This window comes from Sporolactobacillus putidus (assembly GCF_014647035.1).
GTDB classification, from domain to species: Bacteria; Bacillota; Bacilli; order Bacillales; family Sporolactobacillaceae; genus Sporolactobacillus; species Sporolactobacillus putidus.
On record NZ_BMOK01000007.1, the window covers coordinates 90,618 to 109,320 of the forward strand.

Consider the following 18,703-nt stretch of genomic DNA (forward strand, 5'->3'; position numbering starts at 1 on the left):
ACGAAAAAAAGTTCTTTACTGCTCTATAATTAGATAAATGGTCTGTTGCGTAGTAGACGGACAATGCGCAACAGTTCGATCGAATTTAGAAAGCTGAACCCAATCAGGAGAAAGTTGAACCGAAACGGGAAGAAATCGAACCGAACTATTGAAAAGTAGAACCGAATCCGGCAAATGTCGAACCGAAAATAAGAAGTTGAACCGAAACGCGAAAAAGTCGAACTGAACTATTGAAAAGTAGAACCGAATCCGGCAAAAGTTGAACCGAAAATAAGAAGTTGAACCGAAACAGGAAGAAGTCGAACCGAACTATTGAAAAGTAGAACCGAATCTGGCAAAAGTCGAGCCGAAAATGAGAAGTTGAACCGAAACGGGAAGAAGTCGAACTGAACTATTGAAAAGTAGAACCGAATCCGGCAAAAGTTGAACCGAAAATAAGAAGTCGAACCGAAACGGGAAGAAGTCGAACCGAACTATTGAAAAGTAGAACCGAATCCGGCAAAAGTCGAGCCGAAAATGAGAAGTTGAACCGAAACGGGAAGAAGTCGAACCGAAATTCAAATTGGACCAAGCTGAGTCAACATGACAAAAAAGTTCAGCCATATATTGTCAGCTCTTTACTTCACTCCTATCATTTTATGAACAGTTCGACATTGCCGCGCAACAAGACCGTTTTCAGTAAAGGACTTTTTGTGTCCAGTAAACAACTTTATTTGTAAGTAAAGAACTTTATTTCAATACGACAATTGAACAAACCGGTGAAAAACGGTGCGTTTTTTTCTTTATTCGGCGACATTTGAACGCGTATACCAATCCTCTCAACAGTCGGAAGCCTTTTTCACCAAACTGTGAAGAAGGGCCCGGCGGCGGAGCGGGACCATGATCTTTAGTTGTTGATTCGCTATCAAAAATTCAGGACGCATTTTGCCGGCTTAGATGAGCAAGATGGCTAATGAAACAATAAAAAAAATCGGGACGCGATGGTCTCGACTTTTAGCCGGACAGAGAGGTTCATTTTCCGGAAACCTGTTCATGGATTGGAAATGTCTTTGATTTTGTAGTGATTTTTTCCAGCCCAGTCCTCAAGCTTCAGTATGGCATTGACCACATCCTGAGCGCTGATGTTCAGCGGGTGAAGATGGATCAGGGCCTTCGGTCTGACCGTCTCGTCCGCAATCACTTGCAGCTCCTTTTGTGAAAGTGATGCTAAATTCAGATCAGCCAGCGATATCGGAAGGTTAAAGGACTTGTAAAAAGGGAGAAGACGTTTCATTTCATCCCATTTTTGTTCAATGACCAGCTGAACCATTATTCCGTAAGCGACTTTGATCCCATGAAGAAAATGATGGGTTTCCGGACGTGCCGTAATGGCGTCGTGAACAGAGTGAGCTGCAGTTGCACGGCCGTATTCATCGCCAAAACCCCCGACCAGTCCGCTTGCCATGATGTTCGTTTCCATTACATTAATCCATTCATCGGACAGTTTGCCGTTTCTCATGTCATCAATGGCTTTTTTTGCGTATTTCAGGGGGATGTCCCGGCACAGTCGGGCAGCCTCTCGAGAGAATCTCAGAGCAAGACGGTTTTCGGTCGTGTGTGTCAGCAAGAAATCCGACTCATACCATTTTGCGAGGGTATCAGCGACACCCGCAATGAAGTAATCAAGCGGCGAATCGAGAATCACTCTTGGTTCGACGAGCACAAGACTTGACGAATGGGGGTAAATTTCATGGCCGATCGAGGCTCCGCTGTCTGTGTAAAGGACGCTCAGGGGAGACCACGCTGCGCAATTGCTGGCCATGGTCGGCAACAGAATGACAGGATATGATCCGGCCTTATAACCCGCCGCCTTGGCCGTGTCCAAGACCTTCCCGCCGCCCAGCCCGATGATCCCGTCAACACGCTCTTCTTTCATAATTCGCATCACGCGGCCGATTTCACTGTTTGAACATTCCCCGTTGAACGACACATCCACCACTGCAATACCCGACTTTGACAGATCAGGCAAATAAGGAAGCGCCTTTTGGAGCGACTTTGTACCGTGCAGAAAGAGCACGCGTTTGATATAGCGCGCCTTCAAAGCATCAGCTAATCGGTCATAAGCATTTATTTCCGAGATATATTCCTGTGGGGCAATCCTTTGTACAAACTGTAATGGCATCTTGAACTCTCTCTCCCTTATCTATCTTGAAAACAATAGAATACCAAGTAAAAACAGATTATTAAATTAAATAAGCTAATTGTATACGCGTTCATTAGATCTGTCAATTTAGATAGATTTTGAAGGAGGGCACTTTTTAAGAAAGCACAGGACCATCGAGTCGTTCTTTTTGATAAAAAAGAAATTACGTCGTATAATTATGAAAGCGCTTAATGTGACAATTCTGTGACGATTATATCGACTGGAGGTATTTAGATGTTAGATCATTTTGTCTTACCGGCCGAACACGGAACACATGCCCTTGACGATGTTGAAAAAATACGGGAGACTTTTGATTGGCGCCAGGCGGAAGCATTTTTCAGCTGGCATAAAACAGGAAAAATCAACGCAGCCTATGAAGCTGTCGATCGGCACGTTGATCATGGCAAGGGTAATAAAATCGCGCTTTACTATTCAGATCAGAACAGGGATGAATCTTTTACTTTTTCAGAAATGAAGGTTCTGAGCGACAAAGCCGCCTGTGTTTTAAGAGAGGAGGCGGAAGTTAACAAGGGAGACCGTGTTTTTATCTTTATGCCAAGATCACCGGAACTTTATGAATTGTTTTTGGGAACGATTAAAACCGGCGCCATTGTCGGCCCATTGTTCGAGGCATTCATGGAAGCGGCGGTCAAAGACCGTCTTGAGGACAGTGAGGCAAAAGTGCTCTGCACAACACCGGAACTTCTGAGCCGGGTTCCCTACAAATCTCTGCCGCATCTCAAACACATTATTTTATTTGGCGACCACATCAAAGAGGATGGCTATTTTATTGATTTTCAAAAAGCGATGGCTCGTGCGAAAGAGAGTTTTCTTATTGAATGGATGGATAAGGAAGACGGTCTGATTCTGCATTACACGTCTGGATCAACCGGGAAACCCAAGGGTGTGCTTCACGTTCATCAGGCAATGGTTCAGCACGCGCAGACCGGGAGATGGGTACTCGATCTGAAGGAAGAAGATATTTACTGGTGTACCGCAGATCCCGGCTGGGTGACCGGAACATCTTATGGTGTGTTTGCTCCGTGGCTGAACGGAGCAACCAATGTGGTTCGCGGGGGGCGTTTCAGCCCGGAAGACTGGTATGAGACGATTGAAAAGTACAAAGTCACAGTGTGGTACAGTGCGCCGACGGCATTCCGTATGCTGATGAGCGCTGGAAAAGATTTGGCGGAAAAGCATGATCTCTCAAGTCTGCGCCATGTTCTCAGTGTGGGAGAACCGCTGAATCCGGAAGTTGTGAAATGGGGCTGGGAAGTTTATAAAAGACGGATCCATGACACATGGTGGATGACTGAGACAGGGGCTCATATGATCTGCAATTATCCGACGCTTGACATCAAAGCCGGATCGATGGGAAAGCCGATTCCCGGAGTCACCGCTGCAATTGTCGATGATAAAGGACGGGAGCTTCCCCCGAATACAATGGGTAATCTGGCGATCAAGAAAGGATGGCCGTCGATGATGCGGGCGATCTGGAATAATCCGGAAAAATATGATTCATATTTTACGCCTAATGGGTGGTACGTATCCGGGGATTCTGCATATATGGACGAGGACGGCTATTTTTGGTTCCAGGGAAGAGTGGATGATGTGATTATGACGAGCGGAGAGCGGATCGGTCCCTTTGAAGTCGAGAGCAAGCTGATTGAACATCCGGCCGTTTCCGAGGCGGGCGTGATCGGCATTCCTGATCCGATCCGCGGAGAAATTATTAAAGCCTTTATCTCTTTGAGAGAAGGATTTGAAGCGAGTGAAAGATTAAAAGAGGAGATCTACTACTTTGTAAAAAATGGTCTTGCTGCGCATGCTGCGCCAAGGCAGATTACATTCAAGGATAAACTGCCGAAAACGCGCAGCGGAAAAATTATGCGTCGGGTACTTAAAGCCTGGGAACTGAATTTACCGACAGGAGATCTGTCGACACTTGAAGACTGATTCATTGGAAAAGATGTTCATGGCGTGCGCCATCGAACATCTTTTTTTGATCCATTTTGAATCCTTTGGGACACTCATCCGAATTTTTCTGCTTATCATTGAAAATTCGTTTCGATAGAAAAGAAACACTAAAATATTCTATACTGAAATAGGAACGTTGATCGAAAAGATACCCCTGTGGCCGCTGAGCGATTCCAGTGAAACAGTGAATCTTTTCGATAGCTTTTAAGCCGGCATCAAAAAATGAGTGAAGGGAGAAAAGGACAGTGGCAAAGAAAAAGGTCGTATTTGGGTTTAACGAAGAATTTTATCTACCGGATTCTTTAAAAGAGAAAATGAAAAAAGATTTTCAGGATGCGTTTCAGTTCAGCGAAGTTAGCAGCGATAGTGAGTTGGACCGGCTAAACGATACGGATACGTTCATTGGCTGGCCGACCGACAAAATGATTCAGGCCATGTCCCATCTGCGCTGGCTGCAGCTGCCAAGCGCAGGAGCCAATGATTTTGTGAATCATCCTTTGCTCGCGGACGATGTTGTGATAACAAATGCCAGCGGTGTCTTCGGCGTGTCGGGTGCCGAACATATCCTTGCATTAATCCTCGCCTTTGCAAGAGGGCTACCTGTACATATGAGTCAGACGGCAAAACATATCTGGCAGCCAAATGAACACTCTCTCCTGATCGAAGGATCGACTGTGGGCATCATTGGACTTGGCGACATAGGCACGGAAGCTGCCGTCCGTCTGAAAGCCTTCGGGGCTCGTGTGATCGGAGTCAGGCGTCATGTTCACAACAAACCGGACTTTATCGACCGCCTTTACGGGATGGATCAGATCAACCAGGCGCTCGGCGAAAGTGATTTTGTTGTCAATGTTTTGCCGCTGACGGCTGAGACAGACGGACTCTTTGATTCCGACCGATTTACACGCATGAAACAGGACGCATTTTTTATTAACGTCGGCAGAGGACAGACGGTGGATGAGCGTGCCCTAATTCATGCGCTGACAACCGGAAAGCTTGGGGGCGCAGGGCTCGATGTAACTTCTGAAGAACCTTTGCCTAAAACGAGTGAATTATGGGATCTGCCCAATATAGTGATCACCTCCCATTCTCTCGGCATTGCCCCGGGGAAACCGGAAAGGCTTGCTGCTCTGATCAGGCGGAATCTAGGAAACTACAGAGACAAAAAGCCGCTTGTGAATAGAGTTAATCGAAAGCTCGGCTATTAATACAGGTAATTAATGGGAAAAAATCATTTGATTCTATGCTAAAAAGCCCAACGTGTCATACCTTTGGGCTTTTTAGCAAATATAAAATGCAGCAGGGTTGCCTTCATCAGATCGTTCACTTTTCAGGATGCGCGTCTGAAGGAGCCAGCTGATAAAGCAGGCCTGTTGTGCTTGTTCCAAGTCCCCTGGCACGAATCTTGTTCCTGGAAACTGCTGAGCTTTCCCATTTTTTTGTCGGGATCAGCTTGCCGTTTTTCTCAATCCATTTGATTATAGGCGTCTTCTGAGCCCGGTTGTTTGTTGGCAGATAAAAATAATGAATCTGTCCTTTTTTTATGAGCTCGCTCAGTTGGCCAGGGTTTAAGATTGGATCTGTTCCGTTGTAACCGCCGATTGCCATGACAGCCTTTCCTGTTCTTATTATATAGGGAGCGGCTGTCGGAGCGTCCGTTGTCCCAAACAGATATGTCGCTCCGGATTCATGCTTGTTCAGGTACTGGATTAAATCGGGGTTGATGTAGTTATTGGATAATCCGCTTGACGCCTTTTCCGTTGAAAGCTGAGGTCCCGCCTCAGGAAGTGCATTATTTCCGCCAAACAGAATGGGGGTCACCGCCCAGCAAAGCGGAAAGAAAACGAGAAACCCGATGATCGCCAGAATGCCGGAACGGCTGAGGCGGTTGCTCAGGCCGCGTTTTTTCTGCTTATACAAATGGTACGAAACAATGATTCCTGCAGCCGTCATGAGAATCCCCAGTAGTTTAAAATAATAGCCGACGAACATGCTCTGGAGGAGTGCGGTTGTCAGGATAGACAAAGGAAAGAACCAGGCCATGTAATTGTTTTTTTCTTCATAAAGTTGCCTCATGGTTCTCCATCCGATGCCGCATAAGGCAGAAATGGAAGGAGCGAGCATGATGAAATAGTAACGATGGAAAAATCCTGCGAGATTAAAAAATATAAAAGCCGTAATAAATGAGACCGCCCAAAAAATTGCTTCTCTGCCTTTTTCCCCTTTAAACCACATTCTGCGATCTTTTTCCTTAAGGATTATATAAAGTGCCAGCATACCAAAAAAGGTGAATGGAAGAAACCAGCTGATTTGGGTTCCGTAACCTACCCGCAAAAGCCGTGGAAAGCTAAGAAGGCGATTGACCGGAGTGGATGTCGTTTCCCCCTTCGCTGATCCGAGACCGGTTGACTGGCCTAAAAACCGTTCCGATCCGTTGTAGCCTAATGCCAGTTCCGCAACGGAATTGGACATACTGCTGCCAACGTATGGCCGGGCGTATTTTGATATATGGTCGACGGTGAAAGCCCAGGAAAAAGAGATAAGCAGCATAACTACTAGAGCGACGGTCAGCTTGCTCAGCCTTTTCCGCATATTTTCATCTGATGCGACGAGATAGAATAGAATAAAAGCCGGAAGTACAATATAGGCCTGCAGCATTTTCACATTGAAACCTAACCCGAGCATGGCAAAGGAAGCATAAAGCCAGATGTCTTTATGCGTTTTAATGGATTTGAACAAAAAAAATGTCCCGATAAGCAGCACAAAGATCAGGATGGGATCGAGATTGTTTGTTCTGGAGACGGCAACAGCAACAGGGGTTGTAGCGAGAAGAAGCGCCGCAACACGCGCGCTGAAACGGCCGAAAGAAGGTTTAATCAAAAAATAGATTAAAAGTACTGATCCTGCTTCAGCCAATGCCTGAGGGAGAATAACGCTCCATCCGTGAATACCGAAGACAAGGGCAAAGACAGTTTGAACCCAGAGTGCTAAAGGCGGCTTGTCCACTGACACAAATCCTGCCGGATCAAATGAGGCAAAGAAGAAATTGTGAAAGCTTTTGGTCATGCTGGTGATGGCAGCCATATAGTAAGGATTTGCAGTTTGTATTGTCCAGACGTCCCAAAAATTAAGCACCAAAGACAAACAAACGATCAGGACGAGCCAACCGTCCATCTTACGAATCACTTGCATCAGATCTGTTCCCCCGCTTTAAATATTTTCTTTTTCTTTAAAGATTGGTTAAATAATCCTGCTATTTTGAATAGATTAGCATGCTTCGAGGACGTGTGAAACAAGCTTCACACGCTGGATAATAAATCATTCGGATAAGTGCTGTTATTTTACATGGCCTTCTAAAAAGATGAAACCAATTTCTAATGTAATACGATCATTGTGAAATGAAAGAACACTAAAAACGTCTTCACAGCCAGCTTTTAAATACTTTCCTTTAATGACAGTTTAATGACAGTCGTCCTTTTAATAATGCACTGAATTCTATTTTATGGCAACAAAAAATATTAGATTTTTTTTAATATAATATTGTAAAATAATTTTATCTTTTTTTTTACAAAGTGTTGTTATAATTAGAAATAAGTCGATATATGAGAGATTATTAGTTTTTTTGATCTATAATATTTGTTAAATCGCTCATTTTCTACCAAAATTCGTGAGATCTCTAAAGCGGATACGGAAGCCGGGAAAAGGGAGTTCTAATTTCGTGAAACTGAAAGTTTTCGAGATTTACCCGCTTTATTAACGATTCTCTAATGGAGATAGGTGGTCGTGTTGAAAAAAGAATTTATTCGAAAACTCTTTGCTGCAGGTCTGGCATGTGCATTAACTGCGGGCTATAGCGGAAGCTATGTCTTGGCGGAGACGCAGTCACAGCTTATGAACAAACTTAATGATGTCGTACAGAAACAGGAGCAGAATCAAAAGGTTCTTGATTCCTCGCAGAAGCAGTTATCGGATAACAACCAGCAGCAGAACAGTGTTGTTACTCAGCTTAATGATTCAATGAAGAAGATTGAAACCATGAATGGACAGATCACAGCCAAGCAAGCCGAAATCAGCCGAAACCAGACTGAAATGAAGCAGCTGAAGAGTGAGATTAATAGAATTGTGAAACGTATTGATGATCGGAACAACATATTAAAAGGACGAATTCGTTCCATATACATAAATGGCGGTGCGATCAACTATCTGGATGTGCTGCTCGGATCAAAAAATTTCGGAAACTTCCTTGACAGACTTCTCGTTTTGAAAATGATTACGGATCAGGACAGTAAGATCATAAGTGCTCAGAAGGCAGATCAGCTGGCCCAGGAATCCAACCGGAAACTGCTGCAAAACAAAATTGAACAAACGACACAGGATCTAGGGAGCTTGCAGGCTATGAATGAAAGCCTGAATCAGGAAAAGCAAAATCAGCAGGGGCTACTGGCGAAGCTGAAAAACGATGCCGGCGAGCTTAATAAAACCGTGATGAGCAAGAGTGAAGAAGCGGGAATACTGCAGGCACAGGAAAACGTGATAAAAAATCAGCTTGCCGATTTAGCGAAAGAAGAAGCGAGCAAAAAAGCGGTAGCCGCTGCTTCGCAAGTCAAGACTGTGAATACAAATTCACCTGCATCGCCGAATTCGCAGACAGGCTCAGTACCATCGCTGCCGGTATCCGCGCCGGTAGCTTCCGCTGATTTCATCATGCCGGCAGCGGGCGTTATCTCATCAGGATTCGGGTACAGGAGTTTTGATAATAGTTTTCATCCAGGGATCGATATCGCTAATAGTTCAGGGACTCCGATCAGGGCTGCTGCGGATGGTGTTGTTTTCAGAGCGTACCAGTCATCAAGTTACGGAAATTGCGTCATGATCTCGCATAGTATCGGAGGACAGCTTTATACTACAGTTTATGCACATATGACCGCCTATTTCGTCTCTGACGGTCAGAAAGTATCGCAAGGGCAGGAAATCGGGACGATGGGCCAGACGGGCGAAGCATTTGGTTCTCATCTCCACTTTGAACTGTACATCGGGCCGTGGACTCCGCCGCCGCATCACGGCGCTGTGAATCCGATGAACTATATCCGATAAGCTCTGTTCTGAAACAATCAGATTACGCCTATAGTTAATTGTATTTTATAGGAAATCATGAGTCAGAGTGTTTCCAAGAGCGGACAGAGATACTTTTTATTACAGGATCCAGGCATAAAAAAACTGACAAATATCTGTTTTTTTTCAGTAACAAAAACGACCGGAGTGAAAATGCGTTAGAATTTTCACTCCGGTTTTCGTTGTTGAGACGGATCCAGAGATCTTGATTGGCCTTTCACTCTGGAACCTGAAACGCTTTCACATGATTCATATTCATGGAGATGTTTTTACCCTTGGCGTTAATCAGTTCGATTTGATCGTTCTCGATACCGACTAATTTTCCAACTTTATCCGGATGTGAGCCAAGGTCAAACACAACCAATTTTTCAATATGATCGTTGCATAATTGTTCAAAGTTTTTTTGTTTTACAGTCAAGGCCGGTGAGTGCATCACTTTTTCAGATGCATAGGGAGGCTGGTCACCTTTGACAGGGATCAGCCATTTTAGATGTTAGATGTTTTATCGGAATAAACAGGTGATGGAAGGCAGGAGAGTAGAATACAAAATAGTCGTTCAGGATCTGAGTGACGGTTCCATAATACTATGGTGATCAATAAAAATCTCTATCAGGACATTTTTGACATTATTTAAAATCATTTCCATCATAAATGCCGAGAATATCCGGTCCACTGTCGATCAGGATACCCTGAACCTCGGAATGCCCGTTGATAAAAATCCGGACATGCTCACCAATTTGAGTGTTAAAAGGTTTGATAGGTCCTCCTTCCCTTCACTGGTTCTCGTTGCTTCTCATTTAATTAACCTTGAAGTATGTTCCTAAAGGTCGATGCTTGAATGATTTATCAGAGGAAAGGGAAGAAAGGGTTTCTGAACCGTCTAGTGAATCGCCAGGTGTCGCGCTTGTTCCGGCCTTTGAAGTCTCGTCTGCTGCAAGCGACATATCTAAGTCCTGACCCGATAATTGGTCAGACGACTGGCCGAACGTTTCATCCGAACTTCTCCTCGTTCTCAAGATGCGGCTCACGCTTTTGATATGAAACACAGGAACAAGCAGAAGGTCGTCGTTCACGCTCAGAACCAGGCTGTCACTCGTTAAATCATTGAGAACCCCTTTGACACTTTCAGGACCGCCGCGGTTAACCTTTACTTTTTTATATTTTAAAGCTTCCAATACCCCTTCGAAATCAGGTTTGTCAAGAAATGAGACTTTGGAAAAAAGAAGCGGGTCATCTTCCGTAACCTTGATCGAAGCCCCTTTAATATGGGACAATTGATAGTAAACGACCCCTTCCTCCTCCGTATTAAGAACAAGATAATCTGATTTAACTGCCACGAGCTCGCCCGTTCTGGATTCAGGCCCGCCAAAATTTATTTTCACGTCGGACCCTACGTAGTCAGAAAGCATATCGATAGTCGCCTTGTTAAGCAATGCGCTTCCCCCTCATACATAAGTTTTTTGCTGATTATGGTATCATCATATGTCTCAGTGAGGGCGTTGCCATGGTCACTTGTATTAAAAAGAAAAAAATATTAGTGAGCAACAAGAACAGGATTATTTTTATCTTGGAAGGGCATGATCATCACTTGATTATTTGCCGTTTTCCAGTTCAAAAATTTTTTTGGAGTTATCGTCATCAGTGAGAAGTTCACATCGCCGTTTCTCTAAAGTAAAAGGTTCATCCGGCAAATGCTCTTTGCCGAAGATGATGATAAACGGATTTAAGTTTTATTCCCGAAAAGTATTCCGCTAATTTTCAAAAGTACATTTGAGCGGTGCCGGGTCTCTTTACACCAAAAACCTTCTTCAAACTTTTCTTGAATTCTCCGATTGAGCGGACATTCCGCAATTCGGCAGTTCTTTTTCGATTCCCATTCTCTTTGTCCTTATACTATTGATATACAGCGCTTTCCCTTCTTCGGTACGGTCGCTTCATTCTCTGGAGTCGTCAGTTGTCTATCCGCGCGTCTTTTGGTGCAGCCCTGTTCGGGAATTTGAAGCTGCGTTCTTACGGGGGGATTTACCGCATATATTATCGGTGATCGGGAGGGCAGCGGAATGTGAACCCGCCGTAAAACTTACATAGGGAAAGCCGGACGGAACAAAAGAAAGACTGCCCGTGATTGACAAGGCGGTCGGTTGCCGGTCTGATTCTTTAATAAATCTGAACAATTAAAGGGCTGCAAAGGTCAGTTTAGATGATCTGCACTGGGGAGGGAGGCACCCGATGAGTCGGCGGCAGGTTTATTTTAATTCCTGGTCGGAACACTTCAGGAGACCGTTTGGAGCGATCCAGACAGGTGAAAGTGTGCGTTTCAGAATTCATATAGAGCTGAAATACGTTTTAAGCGTGATCCTCATGATCCATAAAGACGGAGAAACATTCCACGAAATTGAAATGGTACGAAAAGCGGTACAAAACAAGGAATTTGAAGCGAGTTTTCAGACTTACGGTGCCAGTGGCCTCTACTTTTACCACTTCCGGATTGTGTACCGTGACCGTGATCAAACCGAGCGAACAATCTATTATGGCAAAGCGGATGACGATTGCGAAGGAAGAGGGAATATTACAGAAGATCGGTCTCTCCTGAAGCAGTATCAGCTGACAAGTTATGATCACCGGGATCCTGCGCCTGACTGGTACTGTCACGGAGTCATCTATCATATTTTTGTCGATCGATTCTTTAACGGGGATCCGCATCACAAAATTCAGAATCCGAAAAAGAATTCGTTCATCTACGCAACTGAAGGTGATACACCCTGCTATATAAAGGATGAAAACGGGGAGATCATTCGGTGGGATTTTTTTGGCGGCAACCTGAGCGGAATCATTGCCAAGCTGCCATATCTCCATGACTTGGGCGTGACGGCGCTTTATCTTAGTCCGATTTTTGAAGCGCGCAGCAATCACAAATATGATACGGGCGATTATCGAACGATCGATCCGATGTTCGGAGACACGGAGACGTTGCAAAAACTAATCACGAAAGCGGGCAGGCTGGGCATGCACATCATTCTCGACGGTGTATTCAGCCATGTCGGTGCAGACAGCCACTACTTTAACCAATTTAAAACTTACGGTGACGGGGGCGCTTATAACAACCCGAACTCGCCTTACTTTGATTGGTTTACTTTCAGCCGTTACCCGGACTGCTATGATGCATGGTGGAACGTTAGGGACTTGCCGTCCGTCAATAAATCAAATGTATTGTTTCAGGATTTCATTTATCGATCCCCTGAGAGTATTATTCATCGATGGACAAAAATGGGAATCGGAGGCTGGCGTCTCGATGTAGCGGATGAACTGCCCGACACTTTCATTGCCGGCATTCGTTCGGCGGTTGATCAGCATACAACGAAGGAAGAAGGAAAGGTTTTGATCGGGGAAGTCTGGGAAGATGCATCACACAAGGTTTCTTACGGTCTCAGGCGTCACTATCTTGAAGGCGGTATGCTTCACGGGGTGATGAACTATCCGTTCCGCCTGATGATCATTAATCTAATCAAGCAGAAAATTACAGCGGAGCAGGCTGTCAGGATCAGTATGACTCAGAAATCAAATTATCCCGATGAAGCTTTTCGCGCCAATATGAACAATATCGGCACCCATGATACAGAGAGAATTCTGACGGTGTTCAGGGGGGATAAAAGAAAACTTCGTCTCGCCGTACAGTTTTTGATGACGCTTCCGGGTGTGCCCTGTATTTATTATGGAGATGAAGCGGGACTTCCCGGCGGAAAGGATCCCGATAATCGCCGGTTTTTTCCGTGGGGACGCGAAGACATGGAGACTATGTCTTTCTATCGATCCGCGATCGGAGAACGAAGAAAAGACATTAATCTGCAAGTTGGCAATTTTTTTCCTTTTTCAATAGACCGCCTCTTCGGTTTCATTCGCTACAGTTCAGACGAAGCGTTCACAATCGCCGTTTTTAACCCGACACCCGTTGATCAGGCGATTGAATTTGCTCTTTTTAACGATCAGACAGACGAGGGTCGCACGGAGAGACGTGTGAGGGAACTTTTCAGTGACGGAATTCTTGTGGCCGCTTTTGATTTCATTATAAAAAGAAAATAGTGTCGGTCCATAATGGATCAAAAACGTTGTATCAATTGCACCTGATACGGAGGGCCGATAAAAAATAGCGCAAAAAAAGACGATGAATGAAGAATAAAGTGTTTGACTTCTGAAAAATCAGGGAATTCATAAAGCAAATCCACTCATAACAATTCGAGGAGGGAAGCTGATGAAAAAACTGATTTTCTATACTTATCCGAGCTGTACATCGTGCAGAAAAACGAAGGGCTGGTTAAAGGAGCATGCAATCAGTTACGAAGAAAGGCACCTTTTCCGCAACAGGCCGAATGTCACTGAACTGATGGAATTAATTAAATTGTCGAAATCAGGAGTGGAAGACATTCTTGCTACCCGAAGTACAACGTATAAGCAACTTGGTGTTGATCTGGATAATCTTCCCTTAAGCCGGGCACTTCAGCTTCTCTCTGAAGAACCCAAACTTTTAAGAAGGCCGATACTTACTGACGGGGAACGGCTGGTTGTCGGCTATCATCAAGATGATTTGATGCAAATGGCTTTCCGGAAAACAGAGGATAAGAAACAGACCGCAATTAAATCCTGAAAATCCCTGAGATGCCTGCCCAGCATCTCTTTTTTGACAATCCGAAAAAATTTTTTTGTGAAAAAGGAATTTGCTTTCTGAATATGGAAATCTTTATATGTACGCGCTTTGTCCCCGATTGATATCTAATACAGCAGAAAGAAGGTGGATTTTTGGAAGATTTGACAAATGATGTTGAAGAAAAGAGTCAGGCGCTGCTGAAACACGCTTACAGGGCCGATGCTTCAGACATCCATTTTATTCCTCGAAAAGGGGACATGCTGATTGAGCTGAGAATTCGCGGCTACCTGTATGAGCTGGCGATTCTTGCGAAGGAGGAAGCGGAGAGAATCATCAACCATTTTAAGTTTCTCTCCGGGATGGATATCGGAGAGCGCAGATTGCCCCAAAGCGGTGCCATGCTCTCTGTCATCGATCATGATCCCGTTTCCCTCCGCATGTCCACTTTACCAACCCCCAACCGTGAAAGTCTCGTCATCCGGCTTCTGCCGCAAAGAAAAGATCTCACCATTAATGATTTATCCTTGTTTGAAGAAGTAACAACAAGCCTGTCATCGCTCCTGAATTATGAAAATGGTCTGATGCTTATTTCCGGGCCAACAGGTTCCGGAAAAACGACAACGCTTTACACGATGCTTTCCGCTCTGCAAAAGCGCTACAACGCCCGCGTAATTACTCTCGAAGATCCTATTGAAAAAGAAAATGAAGCTTTCGTGCAGATGGAGGTTAATGAAAAAGCAAAATTCACATATGCAGACGGATTCAGAGCCATTCTCCGTCACGACCCGGACATTGTTATGATTGGTGAAATCCGTGACGAAGAAACCGCGAAAATTGCTATACGGGCGAGTTTAACGGGACATCTCGTTCTCTCGACCGTCCACGCGTCCAATGCCGCGGCGACAATTCAGCGGATGCTGGAACTTGGTATTCCGCGTTTTGATCTGAAAGAAACACTTGTCGGTGTTATTGCCGAACGCCTGGTTACTGTCCAGTGTCCGGTGTGCGGCTCCGTGTGCAGGCCGGGCTGTATGAACAGTAATCATCCAAAAAGAACTGGTGTTTTCGAGATTCTGGCCGGAATGCCGCTTCACGATTTGCTCACATCGCGTATACGAAACGTTCATCGTCCGGATTACAAGACAATTGAGGACTATCTTCAGGAAGGGATCGCCAGGGGCTGGATTCCGGAAGATCTTTCGAAAGGGCGTGAACATGAGCATGGCTTTCCGAAAAGGCTGGACTAAAAAAGAACAGGCTGATCTGCTGATTCATCTTGGTCAATGTCTGAGCGACGGCTATCCGCTGGCGCTGGCGATCAAACTGCTGCTCTTTCGGCAGCGGACTCGGGTGAGACGCGATCTTGATTCCATGACGAGAAAATTGGAAGGTGGCCATAGCCTGTTCGAAACGCTGCGTGACCTGAACTTTCCGGCGGAAATTTCCAGCTTCATATATTTTGCCGAAGAGAGCGGGAATCTTGCAAAAGGGCTGATTGAAAGCGGTGAGATGATGAGAAGACGGGAACAGTACAGGGAGACACTGCACCGACTGCTCCGTTATCCAATTCTGTTGCTTTGGATTTTCGGCCTTATGATGTTTGTCATCGGCCACTTTCTGCTCCCTAATTTCCTTAAGCTGTATCGTTCGCTCTCAATAGATCTTCCGCTCATTACGAAAATTATGCTATTCTCAGCAGGCCACTTCTATTACCTTCTTTTCGTTCTTCCCATCGTATTTTTATCAGGGATTGCCGGAGCCCTGTACATTCGCCGAATGACCATGGATCAAAAATTAAAACTCGTGACACGGATTCCTCTGGTCGGCAGTTACACCCGGCTTTACCTGACTCACATTTTCTCGTTTCATTTCGGCAGCCTGCTTCGCTCCGGACTCCCCATCCGCCAATCCGTCACCGCTTTAACACAGAAAGGAACAACCCCATTTCTGAAGTTTGAGGCGCAGCGCCTTCAGAAGGCATTGCTTGAGGGAAGGCACTTCGAACAAGTCATGTCGGAACCTCGTTACTATATGCCTGAACTCACCACGATCATTCATCAGGGTCAGCTTAACGGAATGCTCGGCGCCTCACTGTATCGATACAGCGGTCTTGTCATGGCGAAAATAGATGAAAAAACGCGGGTTCTTCTGTCCCTTTGCCAGCCGGCACTGCTTCTTTTTGTCGGGGGACTTGTGCTTTTTCTGTTCGCCTCGATACTGCTTCCGATTTTTCATATCGTCAATGGTCTCTGATTGAACCGGGAAGAAAAGTGGAAGATTTCAGATAAAATAAGCCGGCATTAATAAACTGCACAAGAATGCGCGGCTGATACTGCTCCCGGATTGCCTCTTTTTCCTGAAAATAAGTTTCGGGCTTCGGATCCTGCTGTTCATAAAAAGAATCAAGAAGTTCCTGATCGCGTGCCCATCTTTTTCCGGCGTCATCTGCCCAGCCGGTGGGTTCACTTTTCAGCACGGATTCCAAAAAAGTCTCAATCCTTTTGATCCCGCTTCCGATCCTGATCAACGGACTCAGCGTGTAGCAATAGTCGGGCATTTTAGGTAAAAGCGGTAGTTTATCAAGAATATCCTGAAATCCATCGATCAGTGTCCCGTTAATCAGCTGCAGACCGATGGAACAGATCCGGTCCTTTTTAAGGTCGCACTTGTAACTGATTTTTGCATTGATGGCAAGCCAAGGTTCAAGAGCGGAAGAGGACTGGGGCGGAAGATTCTGGTATAAACGTATATAAGGGGCGAGCTTAAGTGCAGCGTCAAAAATCTGATGAAGACGGGGCGAACCAAAATGGATCAGTTCCCCTTCCTCCGCTTTGTCGTCCGTTCGAAAGACGAGCGTTGCCGTTTCAGGAGTGCCGCCGGTCTGCTCAATATAATGCCAGTAAAAAGGCCGGTTCATAAGGAGCTTATCGATTTCTTTATTCAGTTTAACTTTCAGCACGTCGCTGTCCGGAACCGGCAGAAGAGTGCATCCGGACGCGGTGAAGAAATGAGTGAGAAAATCATGAATGGCCGCCTGCTGCATGGTGAACCTCCTCCCCGGCCAGCGCCTTCTCTGAATTAATCACACTGCTCAGGTTGTCCAGTTTGACACGCACTTCTCCTTCAGACTCGGACTCTTCAAAAATTTGCTGAACCTGTTTTTCGACATCGCGGAGTTCGATCCGGGCAAGAATCGCGTCAAGCTCGCCGATGACCTGTTCAAACAGATGGATCTTGTTGTAAAGAAGATTGAGAATGTGGCTCTCAACCGTTCCGCGGATAGCAAAATTGTAAATGTGCACGTCGCTTTCCTGACCGAGGCGGTGAATACGTCCGATCCGCTGTTCGATGCGCATCGGATTCCATGGAAGGTCGTAATTAATCAGATGACTGGCAAACTGCAGATTGATTCCTTCTCCGCCTGCTTCCGTTGCAATCAGTACCTGTACATGATTCTGGAAGAGGGTGCGCATCCAGTCTTTTTTCCCCCGTCTGAAACCGCCGCTGAAGGGGACAGACGTGATGCCGTGCTGTTTGAAAAACCATTGGAGATAGAGCTGGGTCGCCCGGTATTCTGTAAAAATGATCACCTTATCATTGATCTGATGGATCAGTTCAAGCGCTTTTTCCGCCTTGGCATTTTGCTTCACAGCATTAAGTTTCTCAAAAATAGATTGCCATATCGTTTCACAATCCGGAGCCGACCCGCTTCGGTAGATCTTATTGAGTGTCAAAAAAGCGGCCTCCCTGCTGCTGCAAGCTTCGCGCTGCAGAGTGAGCAGAGAAAAACCTCGAATGATCCCGTTATTTCGCAACATTGAAAGTGCCTGGTAGAAAATTTGCTCTTCTGCTGAGAACGGGATGTCAAAAGACTGAATGATCCTCTTCGGCCAATGCAAGCCGGTATCTTCGCGGCGGTTGCGTACCATCACCTGATTGACAAGAGCCTTCAATCTTTCTTCATTTCTTACAGCACGCTGGCCGGACTTGAACGTTTTCGCGAAACTATCCGCGTCTCCGAGATATCCCGGCTTTAATAATGAAACAAGATAGAAGATTTCATTCAGACGATTTTGAATGGGCGTTGCGGTGAGGAGCAGACAGAACTTCTTTTTAAGAAGCTGGATGAACTGGTAGTTTTTTGTTTTATGATTTTTCAATTTATGAGCTTCATCGATAATGACAAGGTCATAGTCCTGCTCCAGAACCAGACTGCGGTGGGGTTCGCGTTTTGCCGTATCGATTGAAGAGACAACAACATCGCACCGGCCCCAGACATAGGATTTCCGCTGGGGAACGGCGGGAATAGAAAATTTGGTATTCAGTTCCGAAACCCACTGAAGGACGAGGGAAGCAGGCACCAATACGAGCACTTTACTTGCAAGCCCGCGGATCATGTATTCTTTAATGATCAGTCCGGCTTCGATCGTTTTTCCCAGTCCGACTTCATCGGCGAGTATGGCTTTCCCATGCATCTCTTCAACTACAGTTCTGGCCGTCTCAATTTGGTGCGGATGAAGCGAGAGATGCGGCAGTCGGCCCGGGGCAATCAGTCCGTGAAATGAAGGAATAAGCCGCTCTTTTTCTGCCTGATAAGCAAGCGCGAACATGCCTGCTTTGGCCCATGGCCCGTCTTCAAGAATACGCTTTGAAAATTCGCCCTGCCACGATCGATCAAAATGGATGATAGGTTCCATCATTTACACCCGATATTTGTTAAAATTTTGTGAACGGAAGCATTGCTTTCATGCCGGTTAAAATGGTAGGATAATTAATGTTAGTATGGACAA

The 18,703-nt window shown here is 45.4% G+C and carries 13 protein-coding genes; 7 read left to right on the top strand and 6 right to left on the bottom strand.

Annotated features, from left to right (window positions below):
* Positions 1 to 1,030: 1,030 nt before the first annotated feature.
* Positions 1,031 to 2,161 (bottom strand): iron-containing alcohol dehydrogenase family protein, encoded by a 1,131-nt coding sequence (locus IEX81_RS09735; RefSeq protein WP_188802893.1) that lies wholly within the window; start codon positions 2,159 to 2,161, stop codon positions 1,031 to 1,033.
* Between the two features lie 255 nt (positions 2,162 to 2,416).
* Here IEX81_RS09735 and acsA point away from each other — a divergent pair, with 255 nt between their 5' ends.
* Positions 2,417 to 4,138 (top strand): acetate--CoA ligase, encoded by a 1,722-nt coding sequence (acsA, locus tag IEX81_RS09740; protein WP_188802894.1) that lies wholly within the window; start codon positions 2,417 to 2,419, stop codon positions 4,136 to 4,138.
* Between the two features lie 266 nt (positions 4,139 to 4,404).
* A complete protein-coding gene (locus tag IEX81_RS09745) occupies positions 4,405 to 5,367 on the top strand; it encodes a D-2-hydroxyacid dehydrogenase (protein WP_229727553.1) in 963 nt (320 codons plus the stop codon).
* 115 nt (positions 5,368 to 5,482) lie between these two features.
* Here IEX81_RS09745 and IEX81_RS09750 read toward each other — a convergent pair whose 3' ends face one another.
* Positions 5,483 to 7,351 (bottom strand): ArnT family glycosyltransferase, encoded by a 1,869-nt coding sequence (locus tag IEX81_RS09750; protein ID WP_188802895.1) that lies wholly within the window; start codon positions 7,349 to 7,351, stop codon positions 5,483 to 5,485.
* 591 nt (positions 7,352 to 7,942) lie between these two features.
* Between IEX81_RS09750 and IEX81_RS09755 the strand changes: the two genes are divergently transcribed.
* Positions 7,943 to 9,253, top strand: coding sequence for a murein hydrolase activator EnvC family protein (locus tag IEX81_RS09755; protein WP_229727554.1), 1,311 nt, complete (start codon positions 7,943 to 7,945; stop codon positions 9,251 to 9,253).
* A gap of 235 nt (positions 9,254 to 9,488) precedes the next feature.
* Here IEX81_RS09755 and IEX81_RS09760 read toward each other — a convergent pair whose 3' ends face one another.
* A complete protein-coding gene (locus tag IEX81_RS09760; protein WP_188802897.1) occupies positions 9,489 to 9,689 on the bottom strand; it encodes a YwrJ family protein in 201 nt (66 codons plus the stop codon).
* Between the two features lie 379 nt (positions 9,690 to 10,068).
* Entirely contained in the window at positions 10,069 to 10,704 is a 636-nt protein-coding gene (locus IEX81_RS09765) for a spore coat protein (protein WP_188802898.1), read from the bottom strand.
* Between the two features lie 796 nt (positions 10,705 to 11,500).
* Here IEX81_RS09765 and IEX81_RS09770 point away from each other — a divergent pair.
* The 4 genes from IEX81_RS09770 to comGB all read left to right on the top strand — a co-directional run bounded on the left by IEX81_RS09770 (position 11,501) and on the right by comGB (position 16,166).
* Complete coding sequence (locus IEX81_RS09770; protein ID WP_188802899.1) at positions 11,501 to 13,351, top strand: glycoside hydrolase family 13 protein; 1,851 nt, start codon at positions 11,501 to 11,503, stop codon at positions 13,349 to 13,351.
* Between the two features lie 169 nt (positions 13,352 to 13,520).
* Positions 13,521 to 13,913 (top strand): Spx/MgsR family RNA polymerase-binding regulatory protein, encoded by a 393-nt coding sequence (locus IEX81_RS09775; RefSeq protein WP_308424078.1) that lies wholly within the window; start codon positions 13,521 to 13,523, stop codon positions 13,911 to 13,913.
* A 152-nt stretch (positions 13,914 to 14,065) separates the two neighbouring features.
* Positions 14,066 to 15,160 (top strand): competence type IV pilus ATPase ComGA, encoded by a 1,095-nt coding sequence (gene comGA / locus IEX81_RS09780; RefSeq protein ID WP_268239344.1) that lies wholly within the window; start codon positions 14,066 to 14,068, stop codon positions 15,158 to 15,160.
* On the top strand, positions 15,135 to 16,166 hold the full coding sequence (comGB, locus tag IEX81_RS09785) for a competence type IV pilus assembly protein ComGB (RefSeq protein ID WP_188802900.1): 1,032 nt from the start codon (positions 15,135 to 15,137) through the stop codon (positions 16,164 to 16,166). Before comGA ends, comGB begins: the two co-directional genes overlap by 26 nt.
* On the opposite strand, the gene IEX81_RS09790 is transcribed toward comGB, so the two are convergent.
* Both IEX81_RS09790 and IEX81_RS09795 read right to left on the bottom strand, forming a co-directional pair.
* Positions 16,153 to 16,956, bottom strand: coding sequence for a YqhG family protein (locus IEX81_RS09790; protein ID WP_188802901.1), 804 nt, complete (start codon positions 16,954 to 16,956; stop codon positions 16,153 to 16,155). The genes comGB and IEX81_RS09790 overlap by 14 nt on opposite strands.
* Positions 16,934 to 18,610 carry a DEAD/DEAH box helicase gene (locus IEX81_RS09795; RefSeq protein ID WP_188802902.1) on the bottom strand — a complete coding sequence of 559 codons (1,677 nt, stop codon included), beginning with the start codon at positions 18,608 to 18,610 and terminating at the stop codon, positions 16,934 to 16,936. The genes IEX81_RS09790 and IEX81_RS09795 overlap by 23 nt, the downstream gene beginning before the upstream one ends.
* Positions 18,611 to 18,703: the final 93 nt, after the last annotated feature.

What these genes read in the sequence shown, in the direction of transcription:
- IEX81_RS09735 (WP_188802893.1), bottom strand. Translation starts at nt 2,161, where the DNA reads ATGCCATTACAGTTTGTACAAAGGATTGCCCCACAGGAATATATCTCG.
- acsA (WP_188802894.1), top strand. Translation starts at nt 2,417, where the DNA reads ATGTTAGATCATTTTGTCTTACCGGCCGAACACGGAACACATGCCCTT.
- IEX81_RS09750 (WP_188802895.1), bottom strand. Translation starts at nt 7,351, where the DNA reads ATGCAAGTGATTCGTAAGATGGACGGTTGGCTCGTCCTGATCGTTTGT.
- IEX81_RS09770 (WP_188802899.1), top strand. Translation starts at nt 11,501, where the DNA reads ATGAGTCGGCGGCAGGTTTATTTTAATTCCTGGTCGGAACACTTCAGG.
- IEX81_RS09775 (WP_308424078.1), top strand. Translation starts at nt 13,521, where the DNA reads ATGAAAAAACTGATTTTCTATACTTATCCGAGCTGTACATCGTGCAGA.
- comGB (WP_188802900.1), top strand. Translation starts at nt 15,135, where the DNA reads ATGGCTTTCCGAAAAGGCTGGACTAAAAAAGAACAGGCTGATCTGCTG.
- IEX81_RS09790 (WP_188802901.1), bottom strand. Translation starts at nt 16,956, where the DNA reads ATGCAGCAGGCGGCCATTCATGATTTTCTCACTCATTTCTTCACCGCG.
- IEX81_RS09795 (WP_188802902.1), bottom strand. Translation starts at nt 18,610, where the DNA reads ATGGAACCTATCATCCATTTTGATCGATCGTGGCAGGGCGAATTTTCA.